The organism is Bradyrhizobium sp. CSA112, assembly GCF_029051645.1.
Lineage (GTDB): Bacteria > Pseudomonadota > Alphaproteobacteria > Rhizobiales > Xanthobacteraceae > Bradyrhizobium.
Map to the genome: position 1 here is coordinate 72,458 of NZ_JAACFS010000030.1, position 22,712 is coordinate 95,169.

The window sequence follows — 22,712 nt, forward strand, 5'->3', positions numbered from 1 at the left end:
GGTTACTCCCTTGGCTTCTTGCTGCCGGTCCCGAAGATCGCCTCGAGCACCTTGTCGGGATCGTCGCGATCGATCATCGCGCGCAGAAACTGGCTGATCGCCGCGACGCCTTCGGGATTGATATCCCGGAGCGCGCGGGTGATGCGATCGGTCTGCAGCCCTGCGAGCTTTGCCACCAACGCTTCGCCCTTGGGGGTGGCGTAAAGAAGGCGCTGCCGGCGGTCGTTATTGCCGGTCTTCTGCACGATGTAACCCTCGTCGAGCAACTGCTTCAGCACCCGGCCAAGCGACTGCTTGGTGATCCGCAGGACGTCCAGCAGGTCGGCGACCTTGAGGCCGGGATAGCGGTAGACGAAATGCATCACGCGGTGATGGGCGCGGCCGAAGCCGAAAGCCTCGAGCTCATGGTCGGCGTCGCCCACGAAGTCGCGATAGGCGAAGAACAAAAGCTCGATGATGTCCCAGCGCAGCTCGCCGGCTCTCGGGGCGGGCACACCCTCGGCCCCCTGCGAATCGGGGTTAGCGGCGCCCCTTGAGAAATTTATGTCAGTCATGTTGACATATCTTGGGTTCAATGTTACAAAACTGCCGGCCACGACGAAACTTTAAGTCGTTTCGAACGGGTGACGTGTCAGGCAGGCAGAAAAAGCCAGCAATGGCGGCAACAGCCGCGAATTGAACTACCGTGCGATTGTCGAGCGGCATTTCGACAAACATACTGGACTTCGGCATTCCGCAAAAGCATGTCCTCAACCGACATGGTGGCGATGGAAAACCGGCCGCGAGGCCAGGTGGCGGTGATGTGCAGTCGTATAAACCAGCAAGCCCGGAGAGGCAGGCCGGCGCCAAAAATCGCGCCGATTCGGACAGCGGGAAGCAAGGAATGAGTTTGAAATTCGAAATCCAGCCTGCGGCGAATCCTACCCCTGAGAAGGAGCGCGCGGCAAAGCTCGTGGATCCGGGCTTCGGCCGGGTTTTTACCGATCACATGGCTTTGGTCCGCTACAGCCAGGGAAAGGGTTGGCATGACGCGCGCATCGAAGCCCGCGCGAATTTCTCGCTCGATCCGGCCACAGCCGTCCTGCACTACGCACAGGAAATTTTCGAAGGCCTCAAGGCCTACAAGCGCGACAACGGCGTGAACCTGTTCCGCCCCGATGCCAATGCCCGGCGCTTCCGGAGTTCGGCTGAGCGCATGGCCATGGCGCCGCTGCCCGAGCCTGTGTTCATCGAAGCGGTCGAGCAACTGGTGCGCATCGACAACGCGTGGATACCGGGCGGCGAGGGCAGTCTCTACCTGCGGCCGTTCATGATAGCGAACGAGGTCTTCCTCGGCGTGAAACCATCAGCGGAATACATCTTTGCCGTCATCGCCTCGCCGGTCGGCTCCTATTTCAAGGGCGGACCCGCGCCGGTGTCGATCTGGTTGTCGGAGAACTACACGCGCGCTGCGATCGGCGGTACCGGCGCGGTGAAGTGCGGCGGCAATTATGCTGCGAGCCTGCGCGCGCAGGCCGAGGCCATCGAACACGGCTGCGATCAGGTCGTTTTCCTCGATGCGATCGAGCGCCGCTACATCGAGGAACTCGGCGGCATGAACGTCTTCTTCGTGTTCGACGACGGTTCGCTCTCGACGCCGCCGCTCGGCACCATCCTGCCGGGCATCACGCGCGATTCGATCATCGCGCTCGCCAAGGATGCCGGCACGCCCGTGCGCGAGGAGCTCTATACGATCGATCAGTGGCGCGCGGATGCCGCCAGCGGAAGGCTGAAAGAGGCGTTCGCCTGCGGCACGGCGGCCGTCATCTCGCCGATCGGCAAGGTGTGTTCCGCGAGCGGCGATTTTCTCATCAGCGGCGGCGCGGCCGGCCCTGTCGCCATGGGGCTGCGCAAGAAGCTGGTCGACATCCAGTACGGTCGCGCGGCCGACCCGCACGACTGGATCAGAAAGGTCCTGTGACCTGCGGCGGAATTATTCCGCCGCTCTGCACCAAGCAAATTATTTCTACCTGAGCGCGGGGCTGTGCGCCGCGCTGCGCGTCGACGCGCGCGTGTGGACTGGAAACTGATTAGGGAGTGTCAGGCGCGAATCTCGCGTCAAATCGGGAGAGAGGCCATGGGAGTTTCGTTCGACAAGATAGATGGCGTGATCTGGTACGATGGCAGGCTGGTGCCGTGGGCCGACGCCAACGTTCACATCCTCACCCACGGCCTGCATTATGCGAGCTGCGTGTTCGAGGGCGAACGCGCCTATCGCGGCACGGTCTTCAAGAGCAAGGAGCATTCGGAGCGGCTGAGGAATTCCGCCGACATCCTCGATTTCGAGATTCCCTATTCGGTGGCCGAGATCGATGCCGCAAAACAGCTCGTGATCGACAAGAACAACCTGCCCGACGCCTATCTCCGGCCGATCGCCTGGCGCGGTTCGGAGATGATGGGCGTGTCGGCGCAGAGCAATACCATTCATCTCGCGATCGCCGCCTGGGACTGGCCGAGCTATTTCGATCCGGCCGAGAAACTGAAGGGTATCCGGATCGGCATGGCCGAATACCGGCGGCCGGATCCCGCGACGATCCCGGCGATGGCGAAGGCGTCCGGTCTCTACATGATCTGCACCATCTCTAAGCACAAGGCGGAGCGTGCAGGCTATGCGGATGCCATGATGCTGGACTGGCAGGGCCGCGTCGCCGAATGCACCGGCGCCAACATCTTCTTCATCAAGGAGGGCAAGATTCACACGCCGATCGCCGATTGCTTCCTCGCCGGCATCACCCGCGCCACCGCGATCGACCTCGCCAGGCGGCGGGGCATCGAGGTGATCGAGCGCCGCATCATGCCGGAGGAACTCGACGGGTTCTCCGAGTGCTTCATTACCGGCACCGCCGCGGAAGTGACGCCGGTGTCCGAAATTGCGAATTGGAAGTTCACCCCCGGCAAGATCTCCGAGCAATTGATGGCCGACTACACCGCCGAAGTGCAGCCCAAGGGCAAGGCCGCGGCGGCGTGATCTTTTTTCCCTCTCCCCTTGTGGGAGAGGGTGCCCGCAGGGCGGGTGAGGGGTTCTCTCCGCGGACGCAGACCCCTCATCCGACGCGGACTTCGTCCGCGCCACCTTCTCCCACAAGGGGAGAAGGGAAGTAAGCAAGGTTGCCCGGCCGCGCCCCGGCTGGTACCAACCGCCCATGGCTGAAAAACCCAAAAAACCCCAGAAGCTGAGGGCCCGCCTGCCGCGCGGGCTGGAAGATCGCGGGCCGGCCGCGATTGCCGCCACGCGTCAGATGGTCGAGAAAATCCGCGAGGTCTACGAGCGCTACGGCTTCGAGCCCGTCGAAACGCCGGCGATGGAGTTCACCGACGCGCTCGGCAAATTCCTGCCCGACCAGGACCGGCCCAACGAAGGCGTGTTCTCGTTCCAGGACGATGACGAGCAGTGGATCTCGCTCCGCTACGACCTGACCGCGCCGCTGGCGCGCTACGTCGCGGAGAATTTCGACGCGCTGCCGAAGCCCTATCGCAGCTACCGCGCCGGCTACGTCTACCGCAACGAAAAGCCCGGCCCCGGGCGCTTCCGCCAGTTCATGCAGTTCGACGCCGACACCGTGGGCTCGGCGTCGCCGGCGGCAGATGCCGAGATGTGCATGATGGCGGCGGACACGATGGAAGCGCTCGGCATTCCCCGCGGCAGCTACGTCGTGAAGGTGAACAACCGCAAGGTGCTCGATGGCATTATGCAGACCATCTCTCTTGGCGGAGATGAACACGCGGGACGTCGGCTGACGGTGCTAAGGGCAATCGATAAGTACGATCGGCTCGGCCCCGATGGCGTCCGACAACTGCTTGGTGAGGGACGCAGGGATGAAAGCGGAGATTTTACCAAGGGAGCAGGTTTGGGAGGCGGAGAAGCGCAGGCCCTGATTGACTATCTCTTCTTGCACTCGACCGCTCCGCAAGGAGGACTGATCGAACTGCTCTTGGAGAGATTTGGAGGCAATCCAACCGCTCGCGAGGGTATCGACGAACTAGCTATGATTGAACGGTTGGTGCTGGCAGGCGGATATGATGCTGATCGCATTCGCATCGACTCTTCCGTCGTCCGGGGACTCGAATATTACACCGGTGCAGTTTACGAGGTCGAACTCACCCTCGAAACTAAAGACGAAAAAGGCCGGCCAGTACAATTCGGCTCGGTCGGCGGCGGTGGCCGCTATGATGGCCTCGTCTCGCGCTTCCGCGGCGAGCCGGTGCCGGCGACGGGATTTTCCATCGGCGTATCGCGGCTGCAGGCCGCGCTGACGATGCTGGGCAAGCTCGACACGCGGCCGGACTTCGGGCCGGTCGTGGTCACCGTGTTCGATCGCGATCGCGTCGCCGACTATCAGAAGATGGTTGCGCAGCTCCGCAATGCGAACATTCGCGCCGAGCTCTATCTCGGCAATCCGAAGAACATGGGCAACCAGCTCAAATATGCCGACCGCCGCAACTCGCCATGCGTGATCATTCAGGGCTCGGATGAAAAGGCGCGCGGCGAGATTCAGATCAAGGACCTGATCGAGGGCGCCAAAGCCGCAGCTGCCATCGCCTCCAACCAGGAATGGCGCGAGATGCGTCCTGCGCAGTTTTCCTGCGGTGAAGGCGAGATCGTCGCGAAGGTGCGCGAAGTGCTGGCGCGCCATGACGTGAAGTGGAATTAAGCCCTCTTGGTGAGGAGGCGCTCTTGCGCCGTCTCGAACCATGAGGACAATAAGGCCATCCTTCGAGACGCGGCCCAAGAGGCCGCTCCTCAGGATGAGGACTGAGTTTGTGGCGAACGAAACGTAGCAAGAGCAAAGGGAGAGACAACAATGCCTGAGATCACCGTAAGCATGGCCGCCGGCCGCACCGACGAGCAGAAGGCCGGCATGATGCGCGACATCACGCAGGCGCTGGTGAAGAACCTCGGCGTCGATGCCGATGCGGTGGTCATCCAGATCAACGAAGCACCGCTGGCCCACAAGATGAAGGGCGGCAAGACGTTCGTCGAGCGCGCGGCGGCTGCCGCTGCTGCTGCGAAGAAATAACTCTCCATCGTCCCCGCGAACGCGAGGACCCATAACCACCGGCGCCTGTTGTTTGGAAAGGCGTCCGGCATCACTGCCTTACTGAGGCATCACGCGGTATGGGTCCCGGTTCGCGCTTCGATTGGCCAGGACGACAGCGGTTTTGCGGAAACATCCATGGACGCACGCGACTTCATCAAGGTCGGCATGAGCGCCGAGCGGACGCTGGTGGTGCCGCGCGAGCGCACCGTCGGGCATTTCGTGCCTGATATGCCGATGGTCTATGCAACGCCAATGATGATCCTGGAAATGGAGATGGCATCCAGCGACGCCATCCGGCGCTACCTGCAGCCCGGCTGGATCACCGTCGGCACCGAGGTCGATATCCGCCATCTCGGCGCCTCGCTGGTCGGCGCGATGGTGCGGGTCACGGGAAAGGTCGTCGCGGTGGAACGCCGCGTGATCCGCTTCGAGGTCGAAGCCTTCGAAGGCGAACGCAAGATCGGCGACGGCTGCCATGCCCGCGGCCTCGTCAATGTCGAGGCGTTCACGAAGAGGCTTGCCGGGAAGTAGCCGAGATGTCTGACCTCATCCTGAGGAGCGCGGAACGCGCGTCTCGAAGGATGCAGGCCCGTCTGTGGCCTCATGGTTCTCCCGGCGATGCGAAGCATCGTCCGGAGACGGCGCGGAGCCTGTCATCGGGCCGCGCTACGCGCGGACCCGTTGGCGCCTCCTCACCATGAGGATAACGGAAACGTTACTTCGCCAAATCTTTCGAGCGCTTCGTCGCCGCGGCGATCGCGCGGATCATCAGCGGCTGCAGGCCGTCCTTGTCCATCAGCACTTCCAGCGCGGCCGCCGTGGTGCCGCCGGGCGAGGTGACGTTCTGGCGCAGCGTGGCCGAAGCAAGGTCCGAGCGATGCAGCAATTCGCCGGAGCCTGCGACGGTTTCGCGCGCGAGCTTGGTCGCAAGTTCCGCCGACAGGCCGGCCTCGACGCCGGCGCGCGCCAGTTCCTCGGCGAGCAGGAACACATAGGCCGGGCCGGAGCCGGACACGGCGGTCACCGCATCCATCAGGCTTTCGTCGTCGACCCATTCGACCGAGCCGGTGGCGCGCAGCAGCGCATCGGCGGTGGCGCGTTGTGCCGCGCTGACTTTTTTTGCTGCTACTGCAACCGTAATGCCGCGGCCGATTGCGGCCGGCGTGTTCGGCATGGCGCGAACCACCATGCCGCCGCAGACTTCTTCCAGCGCCGCAATCGTCGTGCCCGCCATAATCGAGACCACGAGCGTGGACGGTCCCACCAATTGCTTCAGCGCCGGCCCGGCTTCATGGAACGTCTGCGGCTTCACCGCCACGACCAGCGTGTCGGCCGTGCCGGCGTCCTTCGGATTAAGACGGACGCCCTTGGCCGCGAGCGCCTTGATGTCCTCGGACGGGTGGGGCTCGACCACGATCACGCGGTTTGCGTCGAGGCCGCCGGCCAGCCATCCCGTCAGCATCGCGCCGCCCATCTTGCCCGCGCCGGCGAGCGCGATGGTGCCATGGAGGTTTTGAAGTGCGTTGTTGGTGTTCATAGGCGTCACCACAAGTGCAGGCGTCGTCCCCGCGAACGCGGGGACCCATAACCACAAGCGGTTCTAGTAAAGCTCAGGAGAGGCCACAAGCAATTTGCTTGAGCCCTGAGGTCACGGAGTATGGGTCCCTGCGTTCGCAGGGACGACGCTGAGTGTTTGGAAGCAGCGTGCCCTACGCCTCGCCCTCGGTATCGAACATCGCCGCGCTCATGGCTTCCGCGGCGCTCTTTCCTGCCCAGATCACGAACTGGAACGCGGGGTAATAGCGCTCGCACGCGTGGATGGCGCCGACCAGCATGACCTCGCATTGCGCGGTCGAGGCGATCAGCCCGCCCGGCAATACCAGCGCCTGCCGGTACATAATCATGCCGGTGTGGGTCCAGATGTCGAAATGGCCGACCCATAGCTGTTCGTTGATCCCCGCGATCAGCCGCTGCACTTCCGCGCGGCGCGCAGGCGGAATCTTCATGTCGAAGGCGGAGGCCAAATGCAGCGCCTCGATCTCCGGCATCCAGGTGAAGGAGAGCTGATAGTCCGTCCAGTTGCCCCTGGAGACTATGGTGACTTCGTCTTCGCCGGAGCGTTCGAACGCCCAGTTGTTGTCGGCGGCAATGTCCTCGACCACCGCCAACGGGTTGTTCCGGGAATCGATAATGCTTTCGAGGAGGGACATGCCGTCTCGACCTTGTTGTTGAATTCTTCTGATACGCACACGGAGCCCGGCGCGCGTTGAACTTAGGCGGCGCCGCCGACTGCAATCCCCTGATCGCTGGTCGTCCCGGGGCCTGCTGACGCTCAAGTGATGTGATTTGCGGAATCCGCGCAACTGACCCCTGAGTCCGTCCACAGGCCAAAGCGGCGTCGTCCACAGTTGAACGCGGTCATAATTATTAATTTGAGAACAAACCGGAATCGGATTCGAGCGCCGCGGAGTCCAGCGGCCGGAGAAATCGGGCCGGTCTGCCACAAAGGTTAATAGATCGCTAATCTTCTGGAATGACCGCTTCGCGTTCCCAGCACCGGGACATCAGCCAGGCGCGCAATACGTGGCCTTTGCACGGAAGGCCTAGCTGGCGCCTTACTCTGGTTTCAGGTGGCCTGCGCGGACCACCCTGCCCCACTTCTCGGTTTCGTCTGCGATCAGCTTGCCGAAATCGGCAGGCGAGCCCGGCATCGGGTCGCCGCCGATGGCGGCAAGCCGGGCCTTCATGCCGGGATCAGCGATCGCCGCGTTGATCTCCTTGTTGAGCTTGTCGACGATCTCGGCCGGCGTATTTTTCGGCGCGGCGAAGCCGTACCACTGGCTCGCTTCATAGCCCGGCACGACATCTCCCACGGTCGGGACCTCCGGCAGTTCCGTCATGCGCGTAGCTGTCGTCACCGCAAGCGCGCGCAGCTTGCCGGTCTTGATGTGATCGGCGGTGCCTGGCGCGGCCGCAAACAGGATCTGCACCTGGCCGCTGATCAAGTCCGTCATTGCCGGCCCTTGGCCGCGATAGGGGACGTGGACCATGTCGACGCCGGTCATCATCTTGAACAACTCGCCCGCCATATGCGGCGCGCTGCCGCTGCCGGCCGAGGCCATGTTGACCTTTCCGGGATTGGCTTTGGCGTAAGCGATGAATTCGGCCAGCGTCTGCGCAGGCATTGAGGGGTGAACCAGCACCACCATCGGCACGCGAATGACGCCGGCGACCGGCGCGATGTCGCGGACGAAATTGAAACTGAGCTTTTCGTAGAGCGAGGCGTTGACCGCGTTCGGGACGGTCGCCAGCAGCAGCGTGTAGCCATCGGGGGCCGCATTCACGACCGCCTCAGTGCCGATATTGCCGCCGGCACCGGTCCGGTTCTCGACGACGAAGGACTGGCCAAGGTGATCGGCCAGCCACTGGCCGATCAGGCGCGCCGTTATGTCGACGCCGCCGCCTGCGGCGAAGCCGGCCACGATCTTCGTCGGCCGCGTTGGATAATCGAGCGCGGACGCCAGTCGCGGCAAGGCGGGCGCGGCGATGAGTGCGCCGGCCAGCTTGAGGAGATTCCGACGAAGAATTTTCATGTTGAGCGTCCCCCCGTTCTTAGCAAGCCTATCTCAATTGTCGCGGTTTGAGTAAAGGCAGCGATCCGGCAGGCCACATGCCCTGTTCCGGCGGCATGGGGACATGCCGATTCCCCATGCCAAAGGCGCTTGCTGACGCCCCGGCGTTGGTCATATTCTTGGGGCAGGTCGTCCATTCCGGGCGGCTGATGTTCTCAGGGCGGGGCGAAAATCCCCACCGGCGGTAAGGGTGACGTAGCCCAAGCCCGCGAGCGCCTTCTTTTCTCCCGAGGAGAAGGGTCAGCAGATTCGGTGCGATTCCGAAGCCGACGGTTACAGTCCGGATGAAAGAGAACGGTTTGCGGCGGCCTCGCATCTTTGCGCGTGGGGCCGACGTCGTTCCGTATGCCCTGATTCTGGTCCTGAAAGAGGAAAGCCATGAATCAGATGTTGCAAGAGCCTGAAGTCCAATCCCAACCCCAAACAGTTGAAGCCGGTCACGTCCCTGACGTGCCCGAACGTCCGCCGGCGCCGGCGCATCCGCGTTTCGTCAAGCCGCAGCGCATCGCCTTTGTGCAGTCGTCCTGGCACCGCGACGTGGTCGAGGAGTGCCGCATCGCCTTCCTCGAAGAGATCGAGGCGCGCCACATCACGCGCGCGCAGGTCGATCTGTTCGAGGTGCCGGGTTCGTTCGAGATACCCCTGCATGCGCAACTGCTCGCCAAGACGCGGCGCTACAGCGCGATCGTGGCCGCGGGCCTCGTGGTCGACGGCGGCATCTACCGCCACGAATTCGTCGCCGACACCGTGATCAAGGCGCTGATGGACGTGCAATTGCGAACCGAGGTGCCGATATTCTCGGCGGTGCTGACGCCGCAGCAATTCCACGACAGCGCCGTGCACCACGAATTCTTCCGCAAGCATTTCGTCATCAAGGGGGTCGAGGTCGCGGAAGCCTGCGCCAACACGCTGCACAGCCTGGAACGGCTGCGCGGCCAGGTGGCTGCCGGGATTGTGGGGTAGGAGGTAGTCTCCGTCATTGCGAGCGAAGCGAAGCAATCCATCTCGCCACGATGGGAAAATGGATTGCTTCGTCGCTTCGCTCCTCGCAATGACGGATGCGGGCATTGGAGTCATCGATGGCTGAAACCGAACAACAATCTTCCGATTGGCTCGACCTGTCTGGTCGCGCTTGCGTGGTGACGGGTGGTGGAGGCGGGATTGGTCGCGCAACTGCCGTCAGCTTCGCCCAAGCCGGCGCGCGCGTCGCCGCCATCGATCTCGATGAACGCGGTCTCGATGTGACGGGCGAAGAACTCACCAAGCTCGGCGCCGAGCATGTCACCGCCCGCTGCGATACGACTGACGTCGGGAGCGTCACCGCTGCATCCGAGACCATCGAGAAATCGCTGGGGCCGTGCCACGTTCTGGTGAACACCGCGGCGGTGTTGCGTCCCGGTGCGCTCGACAGTTTGACGCTTGCCGAATGGAACGCCGTTCTCTCCGTCAACCTGACCGGCTATTTCGTCTGCGCGCAGATTTTCGGCCGGCAGATGCGCGCGCATCGCCGCGGCAGCCTCGTTCATGTGGCGTCGATCGCCGGCAGCAACGCGCAGGGGCAGAGCGGCGCTTACAGCGTCAGCAAGGCCGGCGTGATCATGCTGTCGCGGCAACTTGCCAATGAATGGGGACCGCACGGTATCCGTAGCAACGTCGTCAGCCCCGGCATGGTGATCACGCCGATGAGCCAGGCCTTCTACGACACGCCGGGGGTGACCGAGCGACGCTCCGCCGTGGTGCCGATGCGGCGGGTCGGCATGCCGCAGGATATGGCCGACGCCATCCTGTTCCTGGCCAGCGACCGCGCGTCCTATGTCAATGGCGAGGAGATCACCGTCGACGGGGGCTACGCCAATATGCTGATGAATCTGGTGCCGCGACCGGGATTTGAGTGAGGCGGGTGGCGGCGCGTAGGGTGGGCAAAGCGATAGCGTGCCCACCATCTATCCCAAAGCGCCGTCGTGAATGGTGGGCACGCTTGCGCTTTGCCCACCCTACGAATCCGATCCTAGTCGAACAGGCTCGACACCGACTCTTCCGATGCGGTACGGCTGATCGCCTCGGCGATCAGGGGCGCGATCGACAGCGTGCGGATATTGGCGGCCTTGTTGACCGCTTCCGTCGGCAGGATCGAGTCGGTGATGACGAGCTCTTTCAGCTTCGAGGAGGCGATGCGGGCCGCGGCGCCGCCGGAGAGCACGCCGTGGCTGATATAGGCGTAGACTTCCTTGGCGCCGTTGGCGATCAGGGCGTCGGCCGCGTTCACCAGCGTGCCGCCGGAATCGACGATGTCGTCGATCAGGATGCAGGTGTAGCCGGCGCAGTCGCCGATCACGTTCATGACCTCGGATTCGCCGGCACGCTCGCGGCGCTTGTCGATGATGGCGAGCGGCGTGTTGATGCGCTTGGCAAGCCCGCGGGCGCGCACCACACCGCCGACGTCGGGCGACACCACCATGAGGTTGCTAAGATCAAAGCGCTCCTTGATGTCGCGCACCATGACCGGCGAGGCGAAGAGGTTGTCGGTCGGGATGTCGAAGAAGCCCTGGATCTGGCCGGCGTGCAGGTCGAGTGTCATGACCCGGTCGATGCCGGCCTGGGTGATCATGTTGGCGACCAGCTTGGCCGAGATCGGCGCGCGCGAGCCGACCTTGCGGTCCTGCCTAGCATAGCCGAAATACGGGATCACCGCCGTGATGCGGCGCGCGGACGACCGGCGCAGCGCATCGGTGATGATCAACAGTTCCATCAGGTGGTCGTTGGCCGGATACGAGGTCGACTGGATGATGAACGCGTCCGAGCCGCGGACGTTTTCCTGAATTTCGACGAAGATTTCCATGTCCGCAAACCGGCGGACCGTTGCCTTCGTCAGCGGCAGGTGCAGCCAGTTCGCGATTTCCTGAGCCAGCGCGGGATTGGAATTGCCGGCAACCAGCTTGATCGAGCCGTTCTTGGCTGCCATCAACGCTTCTCCTCGCGCCTTGCTGGATACGACGTTCAGCATATCGAGAAAGTCCTCGGGAACCGGCGCTTTTTGATGAGCGAGGAGATATCAGGCAGGTGCCTCGGCTGGCAACCCATTGACGTCGTTTTCCCGGTTAAAAATCGGCCAATACGGGACTTTTCGGGGCCGCTTATTGGGCGCTGAAACCGAGCGCGGCGACGCCAGGTGCATCCTGGGCGGGTGCCGCCGCTTCCGCGCTCGCCACCGCGGGACCGCGGCGGTCGGGGGCTGGTGCAGGTGCCGCATCCGGGCTGCCATTGACCATGCTGCTGAGACCGCCAAGGCCGGCCTGCGCGATTTTCCTCAAGACGAGGTCATCGGCCGCGGCCCAGGCGTCGCGGCCGGCCTTGCCGGCAGGCTCTTCGCCGGAAAGCCGCAGCGCGCGCTGCTGGTTGTTGTCATAGACATCCCAGACCCAGGCGATCACGGTCTTGCCGCGAACCACCTGCGCCGAGAGATAGCTGCGCACGCGGTAGGAAGCCACACCCTCGCGAGACACGATCGACAGGTTGCGCAGCTTTGATTCGCTGTCGAGCACGCTGACCATCCGGTCGAACACCTGCGGCGGCGGACCATCGATCGATTCGAATGCCACGGTGGCGCCGCCGCCGGCGCTCGTCGCCATCGCGAACGAGCCGCTGCCCGTCGTTGCACCGCCGCCGGCGCAGCCGCCAAGCGCCGAGGCGGCGACAAGCAGCGCCGCCGCGATCACGGTACGCGGCGCTTTCAGGCACGAAGCTATCAAGGTGTCCCTCATTGCTCCCTGCGATATCGTTAAAATGTGTTAAGGTCTAGGGCAGCGGATGCACCGGCTCGCCAAAAAGATTGCGTCGAGCTCGTCCCGATTTACCTTGTTGTTGCCAGAATTCTTCAGCCCCCGCAGGAATGATCCATGCGCGCCTTTGTTCTCGACGGCTATGGCGCGATCGCAGACCATGTCCGCCTTGCCGCAATCGCCAATCCGGTCCCAGGCCCCGAAGAGGTCCTGATCGACATTCATGCCGCCAGCCTCAATCCGATCGACTTCAAGATCGTGCGTGGTGACTTAAAGCGCGTCTCGAAGTATCGACTGACGACCCTGCAGTCGTGAGCACGTTCTCCAGCCCCCAGAGCTGAAACAGCGTGGCGAGCAAGATGCGTTGGGGGTCCGCCCACAGCCCATTGCTCGGGCCAAGAAGCGCTCGTGGAAAGAGAGCCGACCGCCAAGGTGCACGCCGACGAGATAAAGCCGCCGTGTCCGATACGAGGTGAAGCCGATCGTGACATTGTTGCGGATTGGCCAGGTCGCGAGCCCGCGCGCACAATTGATCTTGACCGGCCGCAACTGCGACGCGTTGCTCTGCGCCAGCGCTTGCTGCTGCGGGCTTGCCGCTTCCAGAGCAGGGTCGACGTGCTTGCTGTTCAGAAGAAAAATGCTCGGAATGTTCATTCATGAGACGGAACTGCCAATTTACGCAGCCACCTCCGTAGCATGCGCGCTGGGTGTCGTTATCTTGTGATAACCGACGAGATAACGTTATACTTTGTTGGAACAGGGGAATCGCAAGGTCAGAGTCGCAAATCGTTTCCAGATGGAGGACAGCGGCGCCGGCTAGCAACGATCATAGACTATGGAGCAATTCACCGCCGGCGAACGCGGCCTCAAGCAGTTCCTCGAGGCGACCGACGAAATCTGCGATGTCCGCTCCACGGTTGCGCCGGAGACATTCCGCAACATTTCCACAGGCATGCCTCTCTCCGGCGGGTTGCTGATCGACGCCCGCACCACGCCCGTGCAGTACGAGCGCACGGCGCGCCATATCGCGCGCGGCGGTATCGATCACTACCAACTCGCAATGTATCTGGACGGCGAGACCGAATTCGCCGCCGGCCGCCGCAGCGCGCATTTGCGCGTCGGCGACGTCTGCCTCATCGACATGGCGCAGGCGAACAGTACGCGCATGAAGGCAGGCGCGAGCGGCGTCTCTCGCGTCCTGACGCTGGTGGTGCCGCGCGCGCGGTTGGCGCCGCTGCTAGCCGCGCCGGATTCGATGTCGGCCTCTGTGATCGCCGCCGATACGCCGGCGGGCCGTCTGCTCGGTGAGCACCTTCTGGCGCTGCGTCGCGGCGAGGCGCGCGCCGACAACTCCACAGCGGTCGATGACGCGGCGCGGCTCGTCGCCAGTGCGGTCGGCTTTGCCGGCGGCGCCGAAGCCGCCATCAAGGGCGCCGCTACCGGCGCGCTCGCCGCCGCGATCAAGCGCCATATCGAGGCCGAGATCGAGGCGCCGTCGTTGACCGCCGAGACGCTCTGCAAGCGGTTCGGCATCTCGCGCACCCAGCTCTACCGGCTATTGGAGCCCGACGGCGGGCTCTACCGCTACATCCGGGAGCGCCGGCTCGACCGCGCCTTCCGCCGATTGATGTCGCCCGCGGGCGAGGGTGTTCGCCTCATCGACCTTGCATTCGAATCCTATTTCAGCAGCGACAACACCTTCATCCGCGCGTTCCGTCATCGGTTCGGCATCACGCCTGGCGAGGTGCGCGAACTGGCGATGGCGCGCGTGCAAAACGACAACGGCCGCAACGGCGCGGCGCTGAGCTTCGACCCGGTCGCCGCCCTGCGGCAGCTTGCGGAGGGATAGCAAGTCCGAAGCGTTTCCCGGAGATGCCGCGGCGTGGGGTTTCCGGATTCAGCGCGCGCTTCCTGCCAAAAAGCGCCCTTCCACACGATAATTTTGCCCATTTGGGACGCACTGCACATTGCGCGGTGTCAGAGTCCGTTAAAGTCGCCCGAATGACGCAAGGGGCACTTGAGTGGACGTGATGCGGAAGGGGAAGGCGTCGTTGCGCTCCGGCGCGACTGCGAGAAGACGGCGAGACGACTGGGCGAGCTCCCTTCGGCGCGGGCGGCTCACCGAAACGCGCCTCTGCAGCTACCACGCGCTCGCCGGCGTGAGGTCGGACACATTCCCGGCGCTGAGCGCGACTCGCGGCTGGCGCGTGGCGATGCTTGGTACGGCCGCAATCGGCGCGTTGTGGTTGATGGAGCCGCGGCCGGCGCAAGCCGGACCGGGCGGCTGCACGACCGTCGGAGCAACCGCGAGCTGCACGGGCGATCAATCGGCCGGGATCGGTGCTGCTGATTTCGATCAGACCGTCGTCGACACGCTCAACGTCAATTCGCTGACCACCAATATCGCGCCGGCCGCTGGCACGTCCGGTATCGATTTCGAGCGCCCGACCGGCGCGGTCACCATCAACAGCGATATAGCGCCCCATTCCATCACCGTGACCGGAGCCGCCGACGGCATTCGTGCCTCGTCTTCCGCGATGGGGTCGTGGGAAACCGGGGTGGTGACGATCAACCATACCGGCGACATCAGCTCGGCTGGCGGTTTCGGCATCCACGCATCCACAGTTGGCCTTTTCGGCAACGCCGACATCAGCATCACCAGCAGCGGCACAATCGCTGCATATCGCGACGGCATTTACGGCCGCGCCAATGTCGGCCATTCCGGCGATATCGTCGTCACGCACAACGGCGACATCAGTTCTGGTATTGGCTCGGGAATTTATGCCGAATCGTCGAACCAGACCGTCTCTGTCACCAGCGTCGGAAATATCAACGCGGCCAATATCGGCATTTGGGCAAACGGTACCCTTAGTGCCACAGTCGACAGCGTCGGAGACATTGCGGCGAAGGCCGGCATCATTGGCAGCGCCGCATTTAGCGACGTAACGATCGCGCACAGCGGAAACATCTCTTCCCTTTTCGGCATTCAAGCGGAGGCGGGCAGATCCGTAAGGATCACGCATGAGGGCGGTAACATCACGTCCGACCGCATGGCTATCTTTGCGGCTGCTATCGACGACATATACATTACCAACCGCGGCAATCTCATCGGCAACGACTACGGCATCATCGCGAGCGCCCAGATCGGCGCCAACGTGGACAGCATCGGCGACATTACCTCGCACAACGGCTCCGGCATGTATCTCGTTGGGACGGCTGCCGTCGTGGTGACGAGCCGGGGAAACATCCGCGCACTCGATTACGGCATTTACGCGTTGATGGGGGGAGTCGGGTACTACGTCGCGGTGGACAGTACCGGCGACATCACCTCGTCCGGCAGTGAAGGAATTCATGCCGATGCCAATGCCGGCTACACGTCGGTCATCAGCCGGGGAAACGTCAGCGCGTATGGCGACGGCATCCACGCCGGGTCGGTGGGCGACACCACGGTGAACAGCACCGGCAATGTTACGTCGCTGACCGGCAATGCGATCTATGCCGGCGCTGGCGGCAATATCGGCGTTACGGTCAATGGCGGCGTCGTATCCGGCGCTCAGGCCGGCATCAACCTGGACGGCGGCGCAACCAATACCCTGACCATTGGCTCGACGGCGACGGTCACGGGAGGTCTTTACGCCATCACAGCCGGCGCCGGCAACGACATGGTGAACAATTCCGGCACGGTCACCGGCAATGTCGGTCTCGGCGGCGGAACGAACGCCTTCAACAATCTTTCGGGCAGTGTGTTCAACAGCGGTACGACGGTCGATCTCGGCGCCGGCAACATGCTGAGCAACAGCGGCACTCTGGCTCCGCTCGGCGTCGGCACTGTCGGCTCCACGACGCTCACCGGCAACTTCGTGCAGAACGCGGGCGGCAAGTTCGCCGTTGACGTCGACCTCGCCGGCCAAACCGCCGACCGACTCAACGTCAGCGGTACAGCCAGCCTCACCGGCAAGGTGGTGGTGGATCCGCTGGCGCGCGTGTCCGCGACGACGACCTATACGATCATGACGGCGGGCACGTTGAGCGGCACCTTTTCCGGTGTCGACTTCCTCACCGCCTCCAGCTTCGCCCGTAACGCGCGGCTGACATATGTCGGCAATGACGTGCTGCTAACGCTCGATCCCGGTCTGCTGTCGTCATCGCTGTTGGGCAACGCCAACATCAATCAGAGGAACGTCGCGGCAGGAATCGACAACGCGCTGATTGGCGGCGCTACCATGCCAGCCAGCTTCAATGCGCTGTTCGCGCTGTCGGGCAACGCTCTGCTCGATGCGCTGACGCAGGCCTCCGGCGAGACAGCGACCGGCACCCAGCAGACCACCTTCAATGCGATGAACCTGTTCATGGGTGTGCTGACCGATCCGTTCGTGGCCGGACGCGGCGATCCTCGTTCGTTGTCCGGTGTTGCGATGGGTTATTCGGCCGGCGACAGCGATGCGCTCGCCTATGCCGGCGGCCGCAAGCGTTCGGGCGCCGAGCGCGAGGCCTACGCCGCCATCTCTCGCAAGGCGCCGCCGGCGCAGGCCTTCGAGTCGCGCTGGAGTGTGTGGGCCGCGGGCTTCGGCGGCACCCAGACCACCGACGGCAACGGCGCGCTCGGCTCCAACACCGCCACCAGCCGCATCGCCGGTGTGACGGCCGGAGCCGACTATTGGTTCTCGCCCTTGACCGTGGCCGGCTTTGCGCTCGCTGGCGGCGGCACCAGCTTCTCGGTGGCGAATGGCGGCACCGGCCGCTCCGATCTGTTTCAGGCCGGCGCCTTCGTGCGCCACAATGCCGGCCCGGCCTATGTCATGGGCGCGCTGGCCTACGGCTGGCAGGATGTCACCACCGACCGCACAGTCACCATCGCAGGGGCCGATCATCTGCAGGCGCGCTTTAATGCGAACGCCTCTTCAGGCCGGCTAGAAGGCGGCTATCGCCTCATTGCGCCGTGGATCGGCAGCGTCGGCTTCACGCCCTATGCCGCGGCCCAGTTCACTACGTTCGACCTGCCGGCCTATGCGGAGCAGGCGATCACCGGCACCGACACCTTCGCTCTGAGCTACGCCTCGAAGAGCGTCACCGACACCCGCAGCGAATTCGGCCTGCGCACCGACAAGTCCTTTAGTACAGCCGACGGCATCGCCACGCTGCGTGGCCGCATCGCCTGGGCACACAACTTCAATTCCGACCGCTCGATCGGAGCGACATTCCAAGCGCTGCCCGGCTCCAGCTTCGTCGTCAACGGCGCGGCGCAAGCCGCCGACGCTACGCTCGTCACGGCGTCGGCAGAGAAGAAGTGGCTGAACGGCTGGTCCGCCGCTGCGACGTTCGAAGGCGAGTTTTCAAACGTCACACGCAGCTACGCCGGCAAGGGCGTGGTGAGATATCAGTGGTAGTGCCCCGGGGATGACGCCGGATACACGTCAGCGCCACTCCAGGGCGGGCGCAATGTGTGTCAAAATCGCTTCAATCGTTTGTGCACGCGCCACTTTCATGCCACCAGGTGCCGTCTAAGAACAATGTGCAGACAACACTTGGCATCGGCGCCGGTGCCGGGCGAGAGGTTGACGTTGGAGATGGAAATGCTCACGGCGCACCATTTCGCTCGAACGGATGCTGAGGATTGCGCGCGTCAAGGCGCGCGCCGGCCAGCGCATTCTGATCCACGCAGGCGCGGGCGGGATCGGTACGTTCGCCATCCAGTATGCCAAGCATCTCGGGCTCGAGGTCACCACGACCACGAGTTCGAAGAACGCCGATTTCGTCAAATCGCTCGGCGCCGACCGCGTTATTGCCTATGACCGCGAAAACTATCTCGAAGCGGGCGGCGGCTACGACATCGTCTACGACACGCTCGGCGGTGCATTCACGATCGACGCCTTCAAGGTGGTGAAGCGGGGCGGCGCCGTGATCTCGCTGAGCGGCCCGCCCGATCGCGATTTCGCCCGGCGCGAGGGCGCGGGCTGGCTGGTCCGCGTAGCGGTCTGGCTGATGAGCCGGAAGGTCTATGCCGCAAGTGCCGAGGCCGGCGCGACTTATTGCTGGTTTTTCACCGAGCCGAGTGGCGACCAGTTGCGCGAGATCGCCGGGCTCGTCGATCGCGGCGCGATCAAGCCGGTGATCGACCGCGAATTTTCCTTCGAGCAGTTGCCGGCGGCGCTCACCTACCTCGAGGCCGGCCGGGCGCGGGGCAAGGTGGTGTTGCGCGTGAGGTAACGAACTACTCGCTCGCCAATGCGATCGCGTGAACGTGGCGGCCGTAGTCCGGCTCTTTCCGGTGCACCGAGCGGCGGTAGCTGTAGAAGCGCTCGTCGGAATAGGTGTCGACGCCGATGTCGTCGATCATGAGGATGCCGGCATTCTCCAGCCGCATGCGGATGAAGCCGGCGAGATCGAACATGGCATGGCCTGCGCGCACCGAGGGGATGAAGAACACGCCATTCTCCGCATCGGCGTCCAGGAAGCGCTCGACGAATTCGCTGCCGACTTCATAGGAGTGCTGGCGGATCAGCGGGCCGATGGCGGCGACGGTGCCGGCGCGGTCGGCGCCGAGTTTCTCCATCGCGTCGATGGTGGATTCCAGCACGCCGGTCAGCGCGCCCTTCCAGCCGGCATGGGCGGCGCCGATCACGCGCGCGCTGGCGTCGGCGAACAGGATCGGGCCGCAATCCGCGGCGGTGACGCCGATGGCGATGCCTTCGGTGCGGGTGACGAGCGCGTCGGCGCGCGGTTTGTCGCCTTGCCAGGGGCCGGTCACAACGACCGCATTGGGCGAATGGATCTGGTGCACGCTGAGCAAACGCTCGGGCGCAACGCCCATCTGCTCGGCCATCCGGCGGCGATTTTCAGCGACATTGGCCGGATCGTCGTTGGAGCCGAGCCCGCCATTGAGACCCTGGTAGATTCCATTGGATATCCCGCCCTCGCGGGTGAAGAAGGCGTGGCGCAGCCCGGGAATGGCTGCGAGTAGCGACGATCCGAACGTCATGCTGTTTCGTCTCCCGACGCCGGCGGTTCGTCGCTGAGGCCTGCGACCGAGGTGAGATTTGGTTCGGTGACCGCAAGCACCTTGAACATCGATCCCATGCCGCCGCGGCCGCTGTCGGTCAGGCGCTTGAGCGCGGCGGAAATATCGGCAGAAACTTCCGCTGTGGTTTTTGCCATCAGCGTGACGGCCCGGGTCTCGATGCCGAGCCGCTTGAGGAATTCGCCCTGCGTCACCGGGCCGTGGACGCGCGCGCCGACATCTTCCGCCGCGCGCGCCAGCGCCTGGAAATCGACATGGGCCGTGACGTCGGCCTGGCCGGGATTTTTCAGCGGATCGGCAAAGCTGTGGCGGGCGATCGCCTGGAAGGTGTCGCCGGCGTCGCTGCGCAGATGGCCGTAATCGATGACCAGCGCCGCACCGTCCTGGTCGCGCACCCGCGCGGCGATCTTCATCATCTCGGTATCCGGCCGCCATTCGAACACGGCGCCGATAGGAGCCGCGCGCACCAGCGGCGGCAGTAACACCTCGAAGCGCGGCAGCGGCTCGTCCGAGGCTGCGAATACCAGCTTGCCATTGGCATCGAGGTTGACGACGCGCTCGTGCCAGCCGGTCTCGCGTTTGACCACCTGATGGATCGGCAGCACGTCGAAATATTCGTTGGCGAGAATGACCGCGGGACCCTCGGGCACGTCGTCGATGCTGTCGTGCCAGGTGATGTTGCGCACGCCGGATAGCGTGGCCCGCTGCTTCTCGCGCAGCACCGGGTTGATCTCGACGAGGTGGATCTCGACCGATTGATAGAGCGGCGGCAGCACCCGAACCGCGCGCAGCGCATCCGCCATCATGGTGCCGCGCCCCGGACCGAGTTCGACCAGCCGTAGCATCGGCGGCGAGCCGATCGCCTTCCATACCGAGGCTGTCCACAGACCGAGCAGCTCACCGAACATCTGGCTGACCTCGGGCGCGGTGGTGAAATCGCCCTCGCGGCCCAATGGATCGCGCGACACGTAATAGCCGTGCTCGGGATGCATCAGGCACAGTTCCATGTATCGCCAGACCGGCATCGGTCCTGACGATTTGATCAGCTTGTTGATCTCCGACTGCAACGGCGAAAATTCGGTCACGGCCTGCCTTAAATCGACTTCTGTATATGCTGCGGCGCCTTGCGGCGCCATGCCATCATAATCAGGATGGCCCCGGCAATGATCATTGGTACCGACAACAGCATACCCATGGTCAGCCCGCCCCACAAAAATCCGAGCTGTGGGTCCGGTTCACGGAAAAATTCGCTGGCAATGCGCGCAAGCGCGTAGATCGTGATGAAGCTGCCGAGGATCAGGCCCGGCCGCTTCAGCGCGCCCATACGGATCATGACCGCCAAGATTGCAAACAGCAGGATTCCCTCGAGCGCGGCCTCATAGAGCTGGCTCGGGTGCCGGGGCAGCGGCCCGCCATTTGGAAATACCATCGCCCAGGGCACGCTGGCGTCGGCCGGCCGGCCCCACAATTCGCTGTTGATGAAATTGGCAAGCCGCCCGAGGAGCAGTCCGATCGGGGCGACCGCGGTGGTGATGTCGCCAAGCGACAGGATCGAAATGTTGTTTCTGCGGGCAAACAGCATCACCGCGGCGACGCAGCCAAGGAAGCCGCCGTGAAACGACATGCCGCCATTCCAGAGCTGGAATATCTCGGCCGGGTGCTGGATGAAGAAGGCGGGGTTGTAGAACAGGACGTAACCGGTGCGGCCGCCGACGATAATGCCGATGGTGACCCAAAGGATGAAATCATCGATCTGAACCGGCGTAGCCGGCGCCGGACCGCCCCAGAACTTTTCGTTCTTGAGCAGCGAGCGCGCGTAAATCCACCCCGAGAGGATGCCGCCGATATAGGCCAGCGCATACCAGCGGATCACGATCGGCCCGATCGAGACGGCTACAGGATCGAACACCGGAAAGGCGATGGTGAGAAAGGGCATCGGGCGTGATGTCTACAGTACGAGGTTGCGGCGATAGAGCGCCAGCAGGCGCTCCCAATGCCGTTCGGCGGCGTCGCGGTGGTAGACCGGACGCTTCGGGAAGGCAAAGCCGTGATGGGTGCCGGGATAGATCTCGACCTCGTTGTTCGATCCTTTCATACCGGCCGCTACCTTGTCGATGATCTCCTGCGGCGCATAGATGTCGGTCTCGGCGCACGCGAAATAGAGTTCGGCCTTGGTCTTGCTTGCAGCAAGGTGCGGGCTGTCGGGCTGGTCGGTCGCCAGATGCGTGCCGTAGATCGAAGCGGCGGCCTTCACACGATCCGGAAAATGCGTGGCCGCGTTGACCGCGTAGCGCCCGCTCATGCAGTAGCCGACTGTGCCGACGATCTTTGTGTTCGCTGCGGCTTGCGTCTCGGCGAAGGCGAGCAGGGCCTTGGTGTCTTCCATCACCATGGGAATGTTGATGGAGTTCATGAAGCCGAACATCCGCTTGCGCTCCGGCGCTTCCGGGTCCGGCGGTATCGGCCCGAGCTCCATGACGCCGGAGCGGTAATACATGTTGGGGAGCATCACATAATAGCCTGAGGTGCCGAGCCGCCGTGCCATGTCGCGCAATTCCTCGCGGATCGCCGGCGCGTCCATGTAGAAGATGATGACCGGAAACGGCCCGCCGCGCTCGGGGTGGGTGATGAAGGTCGTCGTCTTGCCGTCCTTGGTCGCAATATCAATCTGCTGGTCGATCATGGGCGTTTCTTCTTGCTTTGTGATTCTGGCTTCCGGTTAAGCGCGTGATACGATTGCAAGGAAACCAGGGCATGACAAGGCGAACGGCTGTCACGTCGGCCTTGAACGCTGCACTTGAACGTTGTCCTTGGGATCGCCATTGTCATGGCAGTGACGACTTTTTTGCAGCGACCGGAGCGTTTCAGATGACCCAGACCAGCAATCGGTTTTTCGACGAGATCGGCCGTTTGATGAACGACGCTGCCGGCGCCGCCCAGGGCGTCAAGCGCGAGGTCGATACGGTCATGCGAAACCAGGCCGAACGCATCCTGCGCGACCTCGACCTCGTCAAGCGCGAGGAGTTCGACGCGGTCAAGGACATGGCCCGCCTGGCGCGCGAGGAGAACGAGGCACTCAAGAGCCGGATCGCGGCCTTGGAAGCCAAGCTCGGTATTGCGCCGGCCGCGCCGGAAGCCGGCAGCATGGCGGACGGGTAGGGGGCCCTTACCCTCCCCTGGAGGGGGAGGGTCGACGCGCGCGAAG

At 63.7% G+C, this 22,712-nt stretch carries 22 protein-coding genes and 1 riboswitch; of the genes, 12 read left to right on the top strand and 10 right to left on the bottom strand.

Annotation, left to right across the window (positions count from 1 at the left end; genetic code table 11):
- Positions 1-2: 2 nt before the first annotated feature.
- Complete coding sequence (locus GWE18_RS32195) at positions 3-554, bottom strand: MarR family transcriptional regulator (RefSeq protein WP_275189722.1); 552 nt, start codon at positions 552-554, stop codon at positions 3-5.
- 329 nt (positions 555-883) lie between these two features.
- On the opposite strand from GWE18_RS32195, the gene GWE18_RS32200 reads away from it, so the two are divergent.
- The 5 genes from GWE18_RS32200 to GWE18_RS32220 all read left to right on the top strand — a co-directional run bounded on the left by GWE18_RS32200 (position 884) and on the right by GWE18_RS32220 (position 5,609).
- Positions 884-1,960: a branched-chain amino acid aminotransferase gene (locus GWE18_RS32200; protein WP_275189723.1), complete on the top strand. Its 1,077-nt coding sequence runs from the start codon at positions 884-886 to the stop codon at positions 1,958-1,960.
- A gap of 156 nt (positions 1,961-2,116) precedes the next feature.
- Entirely contained in the window at positions 2,117-3,007 is an 891-nt protein-coding gene (locus GWE18_RS32205) for a branched-chain amino acid aminotransferase (protein WP_275189724.1), read from the top strand.
- Positions 3,008-3,182: 175 nt separating this feature from the next.
- The gene (hisS, locus tag GWE18_RS32210) at positions 3,183-4,691 is read left to right on the top strand and encodes a histidine--tRNA ligase (RefSeq protein ID WP_275189725.1); all 1,509 of its coding nucleotides are present in this window, start codon (positions 3,183-3,185) and stop codon (positions 4,689-4,691) included.
- A gap of 150 nt (positions 4,692-4,841) precedes the next feature.
- The gene (locus GWE18_RS32215; protein WP_275189726.1) at positions 4,842-5,057 is read left to right on the top strand and encodes a tautomerase family protein; all 216 of its coding nucleotides are present in this window, start codon (positions 4,842-4,844) and stop codon (positions 5,055-5,057) included.
- A 156-nt stretch (positions 5,058-5,213) separates the two neighbouring features.
- Entirely contained in the window at positions 5,214-5,609 is a 396-nt protein-coding gene (locus GWE18_RS32220; protein WP_275189727.1) for a thioesterase family protein, read from the top strand.
- Positions 5,610-5,793: 184 nt separating this feature from the next.
- Here GWE18_RS32220 and proC read toward each other — a convergent pair whose 3' ends face one another.
- From proC to GWE18_RS32235, 3 genes are all read right to left on the bottom strand, one after another.
- Positions 5,794-6,615 (bottom strand): pyrroline-5-carboxylate reductase, encoded by an 822-nt coding sequence (gene proC / locus GWE18_RS32225; protein WP_275189728.1) that lies wholly within the window; start codon positions 6,613-6,615, stop codon positions 5,794-5,796.
- A gap of 172 nt (positions 6,616-6,787) precedes the next feature.
- Positions 6,788-7,288, bottom strand: coding sequence for a YbjN domain-containing protein (locus GWE18_RS32230; protein ID WP_275189729.1), 501 nt, complete (start codon positions 7,286-7,288; stop codon positions 6,788-6,790).
- 405 nt (positions 7,289-7,693) lie between these two features.
- The gene (locus GWE18_RS32235; protein WP_275189730.1) at positions 7,694-8,671 is read right to left on the bottom strand and encodes a tripartite tricarboxylate transporter substrate binding protein; all 978 of its coding nucleotides are present in this window, start codon (positions 8,669-8,671) and stop codon (positions 7,694-7,696) included.
- Between the two features lie 186 nt (positions 8,672-8,857).
- A riboswitch (FMN riboswitch) is annotated at positions 8,858-9,010 on the top strand.
- Positions 9,011-9,088: 78 nt separating this feature from the next.
- Between GWE18_RS32235 and GWE18_RS32240 the strand changes: the two genes are divergently transcribed.
- Both GWE18_RS32240 and GWE18_RS32245 read left to right on the top strand, forming a co-directional pair.
- Positions 9,089-9,673: a 6,7-dimethyl-8-ribityllumazine synthase gene (locus GWE18_RS32240; RefSeq protein WP_275189731.1), complete on the top strand. Its 585-nt coding sequence runs from the start codon at positions 9,089-9,091 to the stop codon at positions 9,671-9,673.
- Positions 9,674-9,789: 116 nt separating this feature from the next.
- The gene (locus tag GWE18_RS32245; RefSeq protein WP_275189732.1) at positions 9,790-10,605 is read left to right on the top strand and encodes an SDR family oxidoreductase; all 816 of its coding nucleotides are present in this window, start codon (positions 9,790-9,792) and stop codon (positions 10,603-10,605) included.
- Positions 10,606-10,718: 113 nt separating this feature from the next.
- Here GWE18_RS32245 and GWE18_RS32250 read toward each other — a convergent pair whose 3' ends face one another.
- Together GWE18_RS32250 and GWE18_RS32255 are read right to left on the bottom strand one after the other, a co-directional pair.
- The gene (locus tag GWE18_RS32250; protein ID WP_028350748.1) at positions 10,719-11,672 is read right to left on the bottom strand and encodes a ribose-phosphate pyrophosphokinase; all 954 of its coding nucleotides are present in this window, start codon (positions 11,670-11,672) and stop codon (positions 10,719-10,721) included.
- Positions 11,673-11,844: 172 nt separating this feature from the next.
- Positions 11,845-12,471 (bottom strand): hypothetical protein, encoded by a 627-nt coding sequence (locus GWE18_RS32255; RefSeq protein ID WP_275189733.1) that lies wholly within the window; start codon positions 12,469-12,471, stop codon positions 11,845-11,847.
- 135 nt (positions 12,472-12,606) lie between these two features.
- On the opposite strand from GWE18_RS32255, the gene GWE18_RS32260 reads away from it, so the two are divergent.
- The 4 genes from GWE18_RS32260 (at position 12,607) to GWE18_RS32275 (ending at position 18,696) form a co-directional block, all read left to right on the top strand.
- The gene (locus tag GWE18_RS32260) at positions 12,607-12,804 is read left to right on the top strand and encodes a hypothetical protein (RefSeq protein ID WP_275189734.1); all 198 of its coding nucleotides are present in this window, start codon (positions 12,607-12,609) and stop codon (positions 12,802-12,804) included.
- A gap of 520 nt (positions 12,805-13,324) precedes the next feature.
- On the top strand, positions 13,325-14,338 hold the full coding sequence (locus tag GWE18_RS32265; protein ID WP_275189735.1) for a helix-turn-helix domain-containing protein: 1,014 nt from the start codon (positions 13,325-13,327) through the stop codon (positions 14,336-14,338).
- Between the two features lie 364 nt (positions 14,339-14,702).
- The gene (locus tag GWE18_RS32270; RefSeq protein WP_275189736.1) at positions 14,703-17,876 is read left to right on the top strand and encodes an autotransporter domain-containing protein; all 3,174 of its coding nucleotides are present in this window, start codon (positions 14,703-14,705) and stop codon (positions 17,874-17,876) included.
- A 217-nt stretch (positions 17,877-18,093) separates the two neighbouring features.
- Entirely contained in the window at positions 18,094-18,696 is a 603-nt protein-coding gene (locus tag GWE18_RS32275) for an NADP-dependent oxidoreductase (protein WP_275189737.1), read from the top strand.
- Between the two features lie 4 nt (positions 18,697-18,700).
- Here the strand turns inward: GWE18_RS32275 and pgeF are convergent, their stop codons facing one another.
- From pgeF to GWE18_RS32295, 4 genes are read right to left on the bottom strand one after another with little or no spacing between them, the layout of a single operon-like run.
- Positions 18,701-19,468, bottom strand: coding sequence for a peptidoglycan editing factor PgeF (gene pgeF, locus GWE18_RS32280; RefSeq protein ID WP_275189738.1), 768 nt, complete (start codon positions 19,466-19,468; stop codon positions 18,701-18,703).
- Complete coding sequence (locus GWE18_RS32285; RefSeq protein ID WP_275189739.1) at positions 19,465-20,592, bottom strand: class I SAM-dependent methyltransferase; 1,128 nt, start codon at positions 20,590-20,592, stop codon at positions 19,465-19,467. The genes pgeF and GWE18_RS32285 overlap by 4 nt, the downstream gene beginning before the upstream one ends.
- Positions 20,593-20,600: 8 nt before the next feature.
- The gene (lgt, locus tag GWE18_RS32290) at positions 20,601-21,443 is read right to left on the bottom strand and encodes a prolipoprotein diacylglyceryl transferase (protein ID WP_275189740.1); all 843 of its coding nucleotides are present in this window, start codon (positions 21,441-21,443) and stop codon (positions 20,601-20,603) included.
- Positions 21,444-21,455: 12 nt separating this feature from the next.
- Positions 21,456-22,190 carry a dienelactone hydrolase family protein gene (locus GWE18_RS32295; protein ID WP_275189741.1) on the bottom strand — a complete coding sequence of 245 codons (735 nt, stop codon included), beginning with the start codon at positions 22,188-22,190 and terminating at the stop codon, positions 21,456-21,458.
- Positions 22,191-22,375: 185 nt separating this feature from the next.
- On the opposite strand from GWE18_RS32295, the gene GWE18_RS32300 reads away from it, so the two are divergent.
- Positions 22,376-22,666 carry an accessory factor UbiK family protein gene (locus GWE18_RS32300; protein ID WP_275189742.1) on the top strand — a complete coding sequence of 97 codons (291 nt, stop codon included), beginning with the start codon at positions 22,376-22,378 and terminating at the stop codon, positions 22,664-22,666.
- Positions 22,667-22,712 lie beyond the last annotated feature (46 nt).